Genomic DNA, 13145 nt, shown 5'->3' on the forward strand with positions numbered 1-13145 from the left:
AAATAAATGGATGAAATGCCCGTAAATGCCCGATTGGTTCTACTAGCCATCACTGATGGAAGTATCACCTTACGCATAGGAGGGAATTCAGAGTGAAAATCCATATCGTACAGAAAGGGGATACTCTTTGGAAGATTGCCAAAAAGTACGGCGTGAATTTTGAAGAGCTGAAAAAGATGAATACACAGCTCAGCAACCCTGATATGATTATGCCCGGTATGAAAATAAAAGTTCCTGCAAGCGGGGGCTCAATAAAAAAAGAGGCTCCTATTGGAGGAAAACCGGAAGCAAAAATAAATTTGGGTGCCAAAAAGGAAATGCCAAAAGCAGAACAACCTTTTGCCAAAGAGAAACCTATTACCATGCCATCAGCTGAAGCACCTAAGGGGAAGCCGGTAAAAGAAGCACCGAAAAAGGAAATGCCAAAAGTAACGGCGCCAAAAGTTGAAATCCCGAAAGAAATGCCAAAACCTGCACCAAAAGAAGTTCCCAAAAAACCTTATACGCCAAAAATGCCAAAGCCTATTATGCCTGAAATTGATATAAATAATTATTATATGATGAATATTCAGCAGCCGGCTCCGCAGCAAAAGCCACTTCCAGCAAAAGAGGTTAAACCGCAGCAGCAAAAGCCGCTTCCGGCAAAAGAGGTAAAAGCGAAGGAAAAACCAGTGAAGCCTGCAGAAACAAAACCACAGCAAAAACCACTGCCTATATCAGAATCTAAGCCACAGCCCCAGCTCCCGCCTAAACCAGTCAATATCCTTCCGCAGGTTAAGCCGGCTTCGAATCAAGAAAGCCCTGAATCGCCGGAAAGCGAATCATCTTTATATACACATCAAGGAGGTCAATATCAGCCAATGTTTCCTTTTAACCCATGTTACCCTCAAATGCCTTATCCTCAAGTACAGGGAGCGATGATGCCGCAGATGCCGCACCAGATGCCACACCAGGTACAGGGAGCGATGATGCCGCAAATGCCACACCAGATGCCACATCAGGTACAGGGAGCGATGATGCCGCAGGTGCCGCACCAAATGCCACACCAGGTACAGGGAGCGATGATGCCGCAGATGCCGCATCAGATGCCACACCAGGTTCAGGGGGCGATGATGCCGCAAATTCCGCACCAGATGCCGCAGGTACAGGGAGCGATGATGCCGGAGCATCAAATGCCTCATATGGGTATGATGGCTGGAGTTGAAAGTCCGGATTATGATGAATCTTCGCCTTTCATGCCAATGGCTCAAATGCCGTCAGGTGTGATGGGGGCCGAAGATATGGGACAGCAGATGCCGCATCAAGTGCAAGGGGCAATGATGCCGCAGATGCCGCATCAGATGCCACAGGTACAGGGAGCAATGATGCCGCAGATGCCGCATCAGATGCCACAGGTACAGGGAGCAATGATGCCGCAGATGCCGCATCAAATGCCACAGGTACAGGGAGCAATGATGCCTCAGATGCCGCATCAAATGCCATCCGGAGTGATGGGTGCAGAGGATATGGGAATGCAAATGCCGCATCAGATGCCACATCAAGTGCAAGGAGCGATGATGCCGCAAATGCCGCATCAAATGCCATCAGGTGTAATGGGTGCAGAAGACATGGGAATGCAAATGCCGCATCAGATGCCGCAGGTGCAGGGAATGGAGGAATCTCCAGGGATGTCTCAAAAGCCATTAATGCCTGGTTCAGTAATGGGTGCTTCGAATGATTGCGGATGTGGAGGACCGCAATTTGCTCCGGGAGGCTACGGTTCGGGACCAGGACACGGTCCAGGGCAGGCATATGGTCCGGGATTCGGCTATGGCCCAGGACCAGGATTCGGTCCAGGTTTTGGCCCAATGGGCGGAGAGGCATTTGGAATGCCAAGAAGCTTTGACGAAAGCAGTGAATACGACGGTTAATCATGGAGGAGACGATTTAGTTCAAAATCGTCTCCTCTCCTATTTGCAAGATCAGCTGCCCTTTAAAATTGAAGAGTTAAAGCCGATCAGAAAGAAGGTTTATTTACTGAGGACGCAGGAACGGGCCTTTATATTGAAAGGATTTTCATCCTATCATCGGCTAAAGCTTCAGGAGGCATTTACATCATCATTAATGAATGAAGGATTTGCAAAAACATATATTTTTTATGAGGTTGCGAAAGAACCTCCTTTGTTTTTTGACCGGACATATTTTGGGTGTATGGAGTACATTCCGCCTTCGGAAGAAGTGTTCACCTATTTTTTGAAGAGTGACCGTTTGGAAGGACTGAATTTGCTGAAGAATTTCCACGATACTACAGAGAAGCTTGTAAGCCGTTACCAAACAGTTGTGCCTGCATATCGGCAGGCAGACAAGTGGAGAGAAAGAGCGACCCTATTCCTTAATAATCTCCCTGTAATAAGATATTTTGTCCAAAAAGAAATTATTAATGAATTATTAGCCTGGGCAGATTGGTCCTTAAAAGGCATTGAAGAGGAAGCCTGGTTTTTTCAATCCGGTAGGAAGGTTATTCTGCACGGTGATGTAGCACATCATAATTTTCTCAGAGCAAAAAATCAATCTTTATATTTACTTGATTTTGACCTGATAGCAATAGGCACTCCTTATTCCGATTACCTTCAGTATGCAAATCGCATCCTCCCTTTAATGAGATGGTCATTTGACGATTTGGGAAAATATCCAATGTTCAAATCCAATCTTGAAGAAAAGGCCTTTCTTCATGCATTGGCATTTCCAACTGATATATTCAGGGAATGGAACCGTGTAATAAGGGATAGGACATATCTTGATTCTGTAAAGATTCGTCCTGTTTTGGATTTAACTGTAGGACAGTTTGCTGAGAGACAGCGTTTTATTAAAGCTCTTAAATATGCTGCCAATGAGAAAAACGAATAATGCACAAAAAATTGGACGTAAATGGACAGAATGAAAGCCTCCTTTCGCTCACAAGCTAAGAAAGAGCAGAAATGCTCAGGGCTTGTAATATTAGCGAGGGGGTTTTTCGCTTGCACAAGAAATTAATTGCAGTGCCGATGGCTGCCATCATGACGATGGGGCTGGCAGGATGCGGAACGAATGAAGATGCATCTGTTGATCGTAAGAATGAAATTGGTCAGCCTATGGGTTATTATTCAAATGAAAATCACGGAAACCGCGGCGGAAATGTCCGGGTTGAAGATGGTACAGATAATGATGGGCCTCTGACAGAAATGATGGATCATACTCTGGGCGGAGAGGGAAAAAATAACGGCTACAACCGAATGGACAATAATGCAAGAAGAGTCAGAAATGAAAATACAGGAAACCCTACTATTCCTCTTGCTGACAGGGATCGCAGCTTTTTCCGGAGAGATAATCGTTTTAGCCATAGCGATGCAAATTATCATGGGCATCTCGATGACAATACACGACAAGCCAAGAATTCTTATTATCAGGCTTATGAAGGTGAGCTCGCTGAAAAAATTGGCGACGTTGCAGCTTCTGTTCCAAACGTTGAAGATGTCAGGTCTGTTACTTATGGAAGCGATGTTTTGATTGCTGTAGATTTAAATGATTACGATAAGGAAGAACAGACGAAAGAAGCGATTCATGAAGCTGTTCAGCCATATTTGCGCGGGAGATCTGCCACGGTGGTAACAGACGAAGGAACGTTTAGCCGTTTAAGAAACATTGATAACAATCTTCGTGATGGCGGACCGCGGGAGCAAATTGATTGGGATTTAAAAAGTTTGTTCCGCAGGGAAAAATAAAGAATTAGCAAAGAGGGCAAAGCTGCTGGGCTTTGCCCCTTTTTACATAATTAAATTATTTCAGGATAAACATGAAAATATTGGTGACACTACTTATAAAGATCTGGGATTACAGGCTCAGGCGGATGGTGCAGAAGTTACTATTTAATCGAGGTGATCGATCATGAGAACCATATGGGGCTTGCTATTAATAGTAGCTGCTTCCTTTTATCCCTTCTTCCAGACAGATGCATTCAACTTTTTATCTATGGATACTTCTATATATGCTGAGGCAGCAGAAAAACACATTGAAGGTCCGCTTAAGATGGAAGTCATTTTGGAGAGAGAATATATGGATGGGGAAGTGAGCCAGGAAACGATAGAGGAAACCATATGGACCCTTGAAGATTTCTGGTCTAAATATGAGCAATGGCAGCTTGTTGATATGGATATAGATTATATGGTGTTCCGCATGAAAATGGATGATATATCGCCATTATTAAAAGCAAATGGGTACTTCGGTGTAACTGAGGACGGCACATTAACCATTTTCAATGGAAGGCCGCAAAAAACAAATATCATTCAGTCTTTCTTTCAAATCGATTTAGGGAAATTAGAAAGCACAAAATGTGAAGAATTAAAAAAAGGAATCCCCATTGTAACAAAAGATCGATATGTGGAAGTTCTGGAGACATTTAAAAGCTATACTGCCGGTGAAAAGCAAGCGAATTGAATTAGCTGTGAAGCATGCAAGGGAATCGAATTCTCTTGCATGTTTCTATTTTTAATGAACTCCAAATAATCATTTGTAATGTTACTTATTTTTTGATAGCTTATACTTATGTAACATTAGTTGCAGGAGGGAATCTTGTGGAATATGTTGATCCTATCAAGGACATCAAAAGCATAAATAAAATTAAAGAGATATTAAGACAGCAGTCACAGCGGGATCTTTTGCTTTTTGTATTAGGCATAAATACAGGCATAAGGGTAAGTGATTTGCTATCTCTGAAAATTAGTGATGTTTGGGATGGGAAGGAGATAAGAGAGTTTATTTATTTGAACGATCTCAACAGCAATGAAAATAATGCATTTTATTTAAATAACAGCGTGAAAAAAGAACTGAAAAAATATTTTTCTCAGCATGATTTCTCCGAATGTGATTATATTTTCAAATCCAAAAAGAATAACCAGCCCATTACCCGCCAGCAGGCCTATCGAATCATTAATAATGCTGCAAAGGAAGCTGGAATTCCCGGGAAAATTGGAACACATACACTTCGAAAAACATTTGGCTATCATGCATATAGAAAAGGAATTGCCATTTCAATCATTATGTCCATTTATAATCATCACTCTTCCGCTGAAACCCTGCGCTATCTTGGCATTGAAAAAGGCGGGAAGCAATTGATAAAAGTGGACGTTAATTTATAGAATGAGTTAAAGGGATTGGCTGATTTAGGGCGTACTGCATCGTGCAGACTTCAGCCGCAGCTGTCCCCGCCTCCTTCAGCGTTTTATTCTTCGTGCCTAAATATAATATGGTACAATGAGGTACAGTTAAATCAGAGGAGAGAAAGGCATTGTTTGAATTTGTAAGAGGCAAGCTGGATTTTATCGGACCGGAATATGTGGTTATTGAAAACAATGGTATTGGCTATCAGATATTAACGCCAAATCCATTTAGCTATACCCCGGAGTTCGGGCAGGAGGTCAGGATATTCACGTATCATTATGTACGGGAAGATATTATGGCATTGTACGGCTTTCAGACTCGGGAGGAGAAGACTCTGTTTACCAAGCTGCTGAATGTTACCGGCATTGGGCCGAAGGGAGCTCTTGCAATTCTTGCTTCGGGTGAACCGGAACAGGTGGTGCAGGCGATTGAAAATGAAGATGAAGCATTCCTCGTTAAGTTTCCTGGAGTCGGAAAGAAAACAGCGAGACAAATGATTCTTGATCTTAAAGGGAAGCTGCCGGATATTGTACCTGACTTTTTCCCTAATCTGTTTTCAGCGGATAGACTTCAGGATGAAAGCGGGCCTGCGGGGGACCTGGAAGAAGCTTTGCTTGCATTAAAAGCGCTGGGATACTCAGATAAGGAACTGAAAAAGATTACGCCGGAACTGAAGAAGGAAAAGCTTACAACGGACCAATACATAAAGAAGGCTCTGCAAAAGCTTTTAAAACTATAATTTATTGGAAGAGTCCGATTCATTTAAGCTGATATTAAGAAGGTGATTATGTATGGAAGAGCGGATAATATCCGGTGAAGCCGGTCTTCAGGATCTTTCATTCGAACAGAGTCTGCGCCCGCAGACACTAAAGCAGTATATTGGACAGGATAAAGTAAAGGAGAACCTCGAGATCTTTATCAAAGCTGCGAGAATACGCGAGGAGACCTTAGATCATGTCCTTCTATATGGACCGCCTGGATTGGGGAAAACTACACTGGCTGCCATTATTGCCAATGAAATGGGCGTAAATATCAGAACCACTGCAGGCCCCGCCATTGAAAGGCCTGGTGATTTGGCGGCGATCCTGACGGCTTTGGAACCGGGTGATGTCCTGTTTATTGATGAAATTCATCGCTTGCCGCGTTCGATTGAAGAAGTTCTTTATCCGGCAATGGAGGACTTTTGTCTGGATATTGTAATCGGAAAAGGGCCAAGTGCCAGATCAGTCAGACTGGATTTGCCGCCTTTTACACTGGTTGGCGCGACTACAAGGGCAGGGTCGTTATCGGCTCCGTTAAGGGACCGTTTTGGAGTTCTCAGCAGGCTTGAATACTACTCAGAAGAGCAGCTGACGGATATTGTTGTCCGCACAGCTGAGGTTCTTGATACAGGTATAGATATACAAGCCGCTATTGAGGTGGCCAGAAGGTCAAGAGGCACGCCTAGAATTGCAAACAGGCTCCTCCGGAGAGTCCGGGATTTTGCCCAGGTCAAAGCAGATGGCCGGATTGATGAAACGCTGGCCAGGGAAGCTTTGGAGCTTTTGCAGGTTGACCGTTTAGGCCTTGACCATATTGACCATAAATTATTAAGAGGGATTATAGAAAAATTCCGCGGCGGACCTGTTGGCCTTGAAACAATTGCAGCAACCATTGGAGAAGAAGCGCACACGATTGAAGATGTTTATGAACCATATTTATTGCAGATTGGGTTTCTTCAGCGGACACCAAGAGGAAGAATTGTAACGGACCTGGTGTACCGCCATTTTCAGATGGAGGTGCCTGCTGATTGAGCGGCATATCAAAGTGGCTGATGGTCATTGGTGCCATCATTTTTGCCATCGGATTTATAAGCCAGTTTATTAATATTGGCAAGCTGCCGGGGGATATAGTGATCAAGAAAGGCAATACGACATTTTATTTTCCAGTCGTTACATCGATTTTGATCAGTGTTATCCTTTCTGCCATCTTTTATTTTATTGGCAGGTTCCGGTAGTCTATATGAATAACAGAGGGTGACATCATGAAAGTAGATTGGTTTGATTTTCATTTGCCTGAGGAATTAATTGCACAAACGCCTTTGGCTGATCGGACAAGCAGCAGGCTAATGGTCCTCGATAAAAAAACCGGAAATATTCAGCATAGTGTTTTTAAAGATATTAAGAATAATCTCAAAGCTGGAGATTGTCTTGTGCTGAACGACACAAAGGTCCTTCCTGCCAGGCTGTTTGGAGAAAAAACAGGCACTGGTGCGAAAATAGAGGTGCTTCTTCTCAAACAGCTTGAAGGGGATGTTTGGGAAACGCTGGTCAAGCCAGCCAAGAGAGTGAAAGAAGGGACAGAGATAACGTTTGGAAACGGCAATTTGACTGCTGTTTGCACTGGAGTTTCAGATCATGGCGGCAGGGTACTGGAGTTTAAGTATGACGGGATATTCTATGAGGTGCTGGAGCAATTGGGAGAAATGCCATTGCCTCCTTATATTAAGGAGCAGCTAGATGATCGTGACCGTTATCAGACTGTGTTTGCCCGGGAGCGCGGTTCTGCTGCAGCTCCAACAGCAGGCCTTCATTTTACTGAACAGCTCCTTGAAGAGATTAAGGAAATGGGTGTGCATATTGCTTTTATTACTCTGCACGTTGGTCTGGGAACTTTCAGGCCGGTGAGTGTGGAGGATTTGAATAAGCATGAAATGCACGCTGAATTTTACCAGGTAACAGAAGGAACTGCACGGCTATTGAATGAAGTGCGTGAGCAGGGAGGAAGAATTATCAGTGTGGGGACTACATCCACGAGAACTTTAGAAACCATTGCTTCCATGCATAATGGCCGATTTGAGGAAGCAAGCGGCTGGACAGATATTTTCATTTATCCAGGCTATGAATTTAAAGCGATTGATGGCATGATTACGAATTTTCATCTGCCTAAATCGACCTTGATTATGCTTGTAAGTGCACTGGCAGGCCGTGAGAACGTTCTGAATGCCTATAATCAGGCGGTGGAGGAACGTTATCGATTCTTCAGCTTTGGAGATGCTATGCTCATTATTTAATTAATAGGTTATCTCTGAACTTCGATAACTGTCTAGCTCCGAGCGCCGATAAACGGGCGCTCTGCGCTTTAAATGGAAGGAGAACTGAAACTTGACTGCAATTCGTTATGAATTAATTAAAACATGTAAGCAAACTGGTGCCCGTCTGGGACGGGTCCATACGCCGCATGGATCTTTTGAAACCCCTGTGTTCATGCCCGTGGGAACACTCGCTACAGTAAAAACCATGTCTCCGGAAGAATTAGTGGAAATGGGAGCTGGCATAATTCTGAGCAATACTTATCACCTGTGGCTTCGACCGGGTCATGAAATCGTGGAAGAAGCAGGCGGGCTGCATAAGTTTATGAATTGGGATCGGGCCATTTTGACAGATTCCGGCGGGTTTCAAGTGTTCAGCCTTAGTGAGTTCCGTAAGATTGAAGAAGAAGGCGTTCATTTCAGAAATCACTTAAATGGCGACAAGCTATTTTTATCACCTGAAAAAGCAATGGATATTCAAAATTCGCTTGGTTCAGATATTATGATGGCATTTGATGAATGCCCTCCTTATCCAGCCTCCTTCGACTATATGAAGAAGTCAGTAGAGCGGACTTCCCGCTGGGCTGAGCGCTGCTTACAAGCACACAAACGCCCGAATGATCAGGGACTCTTCGGAATTATACAGGGCGGGGAATATGAGGAGCTGCGCAAACAAAGCGCGAGAGACTTAACTTCTCTTGATTTCCCAGGGTATGCTGTTGGCGGTTTATCTGTGGGCGAGCCTAAAGATGTAATGAACCGTGTGCTTGAATTCACAACACCGCTTATGCCGTCTGATAAGCCAAGATACCTTATGGGAGTAGGATCTCCGGATTCTCTGATTGATGGTTCAATCAGAGGGATTGATATGTTTGACTGTGTTCTTCCTACAAGGATTGCCAGAAACGGTACATTGATGACAAGTAATGGCCGACTGGTTGTTAAGAATGCAAAATTTGCAAGAGATTTTGGCCCTATTGATGAGAATTGCGATTGCTATACATGCCGAAATTACAGCCGTGCTTACATCAGGCATTTGATCCGCTGTGACGAAACATTTGGAATCAGGCTTACAACTTACCATAATCTCTATTTTCTGCTAAAATTAATGGAACAGGTAAGACAGGCGATCAGAGATGATCGTTTGGGTGACTTTAGAGAAGAGTTTTTCGAAAGGTATGGATTCAATAAGCCTAACGCGAAGAACTTTTAATAAAAAAAGAGAGTTCATTTAAGGAGCAGCTCTTCCTTAAAGTGAGACAATCTTTGAAAGGGGGGAAAACTATGGAGCTTTTAGGAACATTAGGACCATTATTGCTGATGTTTGTTTTATTCTATTTCCTGTTAATTCGTCCGCAGCAGAAACGCCAAAAGGCGGTTCAGCAAATGCAGAGTGATTTGAAAAAGGGAGATAAGGTTGTTACAATCGGCGGCCTTCATGGATTCGTTGATGCCATCGACGAAGACAAAGTGGTTATTAAATGTGGTGACGGAAGCCGTCTTACATACGATCGTGCAGCGATCCGCGAAGTAACGCAGGCAACTGGCGATGCATTAGCAAAATCTTAATATCAAAAAAAGAAGGTCCTGAATTTCAGGACCTTCTTTTTTAAGCTGTTCTTCTGTTGTTGAGATTTACTCCCAATATACCGCCCATCATCGCTGTCAGCGTGAAACAGGTGTGGTATATCATTTGCTCCATATCAAATAAACTGTCATGTCCCAAATATTGAAATAGAAAAATAACAATTGAGTAAATTAGGCCGGTCAAGCCTCCAAGCAGCCAGCCTTTTTGCTTCCCTTTACCTCCGGATATGAACCCGCCCGCAAAAAGAGAAACAAACGAAACAGCAGTAATAATATACTGCAGGGAAGACTCCTGCAGCGAGGTAAACCGCAGCAGCAGTGAAAAAACGAGACTGCCCGCTACAGCAATGGCAAAAATGGCGATAATTCCATAAAGTACGGCGCTCCCGAAGTTCTTTGACTCTTCTATATTGATCCTCTCCCTTCTGAATCAGTAAATAGGAACAGCTTTTACCCAGAGGCTATTCAGCTTAATCCTTAGTACAAGCATATTCACACAATGAAAAAATAGAATCGAAAATGTTCAAAGAAAAAATCTGATAAAATCATAAAAGTTCCAATATGCGGCAGGATATAAAGGATTGCATCAAAAGGAGTGCTGTAAAAGTGGAAGAATATCTAATCATTGTAGGAAGAACATTATTTCTCTATGCAGTCATTCTTCTCATTTTTAGACTAATGGGCAAAAGAGAAATTGGTGAATTAAGCATCCTGGATTTAGTCGTCTATATCATGATTGCTGAACTTGCAGTAGTGGCGATTGAAACTCCTGATTCAGAAATCTTAAAGAATGTGCTGCCGATGCTCCTTTTGATGGTTGTGCAGATTGTGCTGGCCCTATTTTCCCTGAAGAGCAAAACGTTCAGGGATGTCGTTGATGGCAAACCGACCATTATTATTAATAAAGGAAAAATTGATGAAAATGCCATGCGGAAACAGCGGTATAACTTTGATGACCTGCTCCTGCAGTTAAGAGAAAAAGATATTGCCAAAATCTCTGATGTTGAATTTGCCATCCTTGAATCTTCCGGTACTTTATCAGTGTTTGAAAAAAAGGACAGCAAAGAGGGGGGGATTACGATCCCTCTAATTATAGATGGCACAATTCAGAAAACTAATTTGGAAACGATAAATAAAAGTGACTTTTGGCTGCGTCAGGAGCTTAGAAAAGAGGGGTATAAAGAGTTATCCAATATATCATTCTGCAGCTATGAAAATGGCCAATTTTATGTAGATCTGCTTGACGAAAGGAAATAAATTAATGGTCAGCTCAAGATATGCCAGTTGTTGAGCTGACCCTGCTGATAAAGGCAATTTATCTAAATGCAAACCTTGATAACAGCCTGCCAATCCATGGAATCCGAATTAAATCATTCTTTTTAATGAGCTTAAAAAATAATAAGAAAATTATATATGCAGCAGTGATGGCGGAAGAAATCACAATAACCCTTATTGCTGTATTCAAGTCAGGCGAAAGTAAATCTCTGAGCATCCAGAAGCCAATGCCTCCTGACAAAAACATGGCAATAAACGTCTTTAGATAGTCCCTGACGAAAAAAGTAAACGAAATAGCTTTCAGTACGGTTGCAAAGTGAAGCATTGTCACCAGGACTGTGCCGGTGAGAATTCCCATCGCAACACCATTGATGCCAAATGCAGGCTGGCTGGCAAGAAGAAAGATGACTGCCGTTTTAACGACAGCGCCAATCAGGCTGTTGATCATTGCGGCACGGGCCAGATTTAATGCCTGTAAAGTTGCCTGAAGAGGTCCTTGATAATAATAAAACAGAAAAAATGGGGCCATCAATTTAATAAAATGAGAACCGCTTGAGGAGCCGTACATTACTTCCATCAATTGATCGGAAAGGACATAAAGAACCACCACTGCCAGGCCGCCCGTAATAAATGCAAACCGGAGTGCCTGCTGAAGCCGGTATTCGATCAGGCGCATATTATTTTGGGAATTTGCTTCGCTGATAGCCGGAACAAGAGATGTTGACAAAGAATAAGTAATAAACGATGGAAGCATTAGAAGAGGCATGGCAAAGCCGGTAAGAGCACCATATTGCTTTGTAGCCGCCGCTGCCGCCACCCCTGCAAGTGCAAGACTCTGGGCTACCACAATCGGTTCAAAAAACCAGGCGACTGAACCGATCATTCTGCTGCCTGTCGTTGGAAGGGCAACGGTCATCAATTCGTTAAATGTACTTTTTCCGGAAGAAACAAATTGAAAAAATTGTTTCCTGACTCTGAATTTCTTCTTAAGCTTAAATGTGGTCATTAAATAAAGCAATGATGCAAGCTCTCCAATGACAGCTGCCAGCATGGCTCCTGCTGCCGCATACTCAATTCCGTATGGCAGAAATGATTTTGTCATCAAAGCGATCAGGCTGATTCGGACTATCTGTTCAATCATCTGGGAATAGGCAGCAGGCTTCATATTCTGTCTGCCCTGGAAATAACCCCGGATGACAGAAGAAACTGCAATGATCGGCACGATAGGAGCGATTGCCATCAATGGCAGCTGTGTGCGGTCATCAGTAAAGAGTGTATCTGATAATAATGGAGCAAGCAAAATTAAAGCAGGAGTGAAAACAATTGAAAGTGAGATAGTCGTCGCTAAGGAAACAACTAATATTTTCTTGATTTTTGCTGTATCTCCCCTTGCCTCCGCCTCGGCCACATTCTTAGAAATTGCAACCGGCAGCCCAAGCTGTGTGATGGTGACGACAAGAATCATGGTGGGAAAAGCCATCATATAAAGGCCAACGCCTTCTTCGCCAATAAATCGGGCAATGACAATTCTGTTTATAAAGCCCAGGACCCTGGTCACCAGGCCTGCAGCAAGCAGGATCATGGTACCTTTCAGAAATTTGGACATTCAACTCCCTGCCTTCTCAAAATGGGTATTATCATATACAATTATCTATATGCAAGATAGAGGACAAAGCATGACAAGCTATCATAATTTCCATGTGAATAATGGCGGGGAGGCGGCTGAAAGTGAAAATCGGCCATGAATATGATTATTTTCGCACTACGGTAAAACCTGCATTGGAAAGCAAACTGGATGAATTTCGGCTGCTGGGCTATAAAAGAGTGACTGAGCAGGAGCTCTGGGGATTCCTGACAAAGAAAAAGTGGAAAAAGCCAAAAGAAAATGTCAGGCTATTTGAAATTGTGGAAGAAATAATGGAGGTAAAAGTGAGTGAATACATTCACTATGCTACCATCGAGGCTTTTAAAGAGACAGACTTTGCTTTCGATAATGAAAAAGAAAGAAGGGAACTATTAAAGTAATTATATTTCCATT

At 43.0% G+C, this 13145-nt stretch carries 15 protein-coding genes; 13 read left to right on the forward strand and 2 right to left on the reverse strand.

Annotation, left to right across the window (positions count from 1 at the left end):
* Nucleotides 1-92: 92 nt before the first annotated feature.
* The 11 genes from safA to yajC all read left to right on the forward strand — a co-directional run bounded on the left by safA (nucleotide 93) and on the right by yajC (nucleotide 9814).
* Nucleotides 93-1910, forward strand: coding sequence for a SafA/ExsA family spore coat assembly protein (safA, locus tag ACEQ1T_RS13985; RefSeq protein ID WP_370223416.1), 1818 nt, complete (start codon nucleotides 93-95; stop codon nucleotides 1908-1910).
* Nucleotides 1864-2886, forward strand: a complete 1023-nt coding sequence (locus tag ACEQ1T_RS13990; protein ID WP_370223417.1) for a phosphotransferase — start codon at nucleotides 1864-1866, stop codon at nucleotides 2884-2886. Before safA ends, ACEQ1T_RS13990 begins: the two co-directional genes overlap by 47 nt.
* Nucleotides 2887-2996: 110 nt before the next feature.
* Nucleotides 2997-3740 (forward strand): YhcN/YlaJ family sporulation lipoprotein, encoded by a 744-nt coding sequence (locus ACEQ1T_RS13995; RefSeq protein ID WP_370223418.1) that lies wholly within the window; start codon nucleotides 2997-2999, stop codon nucleotides 3738-3740.
* A gap of 163 nt (nucleotides 3741-3903) precedes the next feature.
* On the forward strand, nucleotides 3904-4452 hold the full coding sequence (locus ACEQ1T_RS14000) for an intercompartmental signaling factor BofC (RefSeq protein WP_206838916.1): 549 nt from the start codon (nucleotides 3904-3906) through the stop codon (nucleotides 4450-4452).
* A gap of 137 nt (nucleotides 4453-4589) precedes the next feature.
* A complete protein-coding gene (locus tag ACEQ1T_RS14005) occupies nucleotides 4590-5153 on the forward strand; it encodes a tyrosine-type recombinase/integrase (protein WP_206838915.1) in 564 nt (187 codons plus the stop codon).
* A gap of 149 nt (nucleotides 5154-5302) precedes the next feature.
* Nucleotides 5303-5914: a Holliday junction branch migration protein RuvA gene (ruvA, locus tag ACEQ1T_RS14010; RefSeq protein ID WP_370223420.1), complete on the forward strand. Its 612-nt coding sequence runs from the start codon at nucleotides 5303-5305 to the stop codon at nucleotides 5912-5914.
* 52 nt (nucleotides 5915-5966) lie between these two features.
* On the forward strand, nucleotides 5967-6968 hold the full coding sequence (ruvB, locus tag ACEQ1T_RS14015) for a Holliday junction branch migration DNA helicase RuvB (RefSeq protein WP_206838912.1): 1002 nt from the start codon (nucleotides 5967-5969) through the stop codon (nucleotides 6966-6968).
* Nucleotides 6965-7171, forward strand: a complete 207-nt coding sequence (locus ACEQ1T_RS14020) for a DUF2905 domain-containing protein (protein WP_206838910.1) — start codon at nucleotides 6965-6967, stop codon at nucleotides 7169-7171. The genes ruvB and ACEQ1T_RS14020 overlap by 4 nt, the downstream gene beginning before the upstream one ends.
* Nucleotides 7172-7198: 27 nt before the next feature.
* A complete protein-coding gene (queA, locus tag ACEQ1T_RS14025; protein ID WP_206838908.1) occupies nucleotides 7199-8227 on the forward strand; it encodes a tRNA preQ1(34) S-adenosylmethionine ribosyltransferase-isomerase QueA in 1029 nt (342 codons plus the stop codon).
* A 91-nt stretch (nucleotides 8228-8318) separates the two neighbouring features.
* A complete protein-coding gene (gene tgt / locus ACEQ1T_RS14030; protein ID WP_206838907.1) occupies nucleotides 8319-9458 on the forward strand; it encodes a tRNA guanosine(34) transglycosylase Tgt in 1140 nt (379 codons plus the stop codon).
* A 71-nt stretch (nucleotides 9459-9529) separates the two neighbouring features.
* Nucleotides 9530-9814: a preprotein translocase subunit YajC gene (yajC, locus tag ACEQ1T_RS14035; protein WP_009333093.1), complete on the forward strand. Its 285-nt coding sequence runs from the start codon at nucleotides 9530-9532 to the stop codon at nucleotides 9812-9814.
* A gap of 40 nt (nucleotides 9815-9854) precedes the next feature.
* Here the strand turns inward: yajC and ACEQ1T_RS14040 are convergent, their stop codons facing one another.
* Entirely contained in the window at nucleotides 9855-10247 is a 393-nt protein-coding gene (locus ACEQ1T_RS14040; protein ID WP_370223453.1) for a TIGR04086 family membrane protein, read from the reverse strand.
* A gap of 191 nt (nucleotides 10248-10438) precedes the next feature.
* Between ACEQ1T_RS14040 and ACEQ1T_RS14045 the strand changes: the two genes are divergently transcribed.
* Nucleotides 10439-11089 carry a DUF421 domain-containing protein gene (locus ACEQ1T_RS14045; protein ID WP_206838906.1) on the forward strand — a complete coding sequence of 217 codons (651 nt, stop codon included), beginning with the start codon at nucleotides 10439-10441 and terminating at the stop codon, nucleotides 11087-11089.
* 58 nt (nucleotides 11090-11147) lie between these two features.
* Here the strand turns inward: ACEQ1T_RS14045 and spoVB are convergent, their stop codons facing one another.
* The gene (gene spoVB / locus ACEQ1T_RS14050; protein ID WP_370223422.1) at nucleotides 11148-12713 is read right to left on the reverse strand and encodes a stage V sporulation protein B; all 1566 of its coding nucleotides are present in this window, start codon (nucleotides 12711-12713) and stop codon (nucleotides 11148-11150) included.
* A 122-nt stretch (nucleotides 12714-12835) separates the two neighbouring features.
* Between spoVB and ACEQ1T_RS14055 the strand changes: the two genes are divergently transcribed.
* Nucleotides 12836-13132 carry a post-transcriptional regulator gene (locus ACEQ1T_RS14055; RefSeq protein WP_370223423.1) on the forward strand — a complete coding sequence of 99 codons (297 nt, stop codon included), beginning with the start codon at nucleotides 12836-12838 and terminating at the stop codon, nucleotides 13130-13132.
* The last annotated feature ends 13 nt before the right edge of the window (nucleotides 13133-13145 follow it).

Origin of the sequence: Cytobacillus sp. (assembly GCF_964223445.1) — a bacterium.
In the GTDB taxonomy this organism is placed as follows: Bacteria; Bacillota; Bacilli; order Bacillales; family Cytobacillaceae; genus Cytobacillus.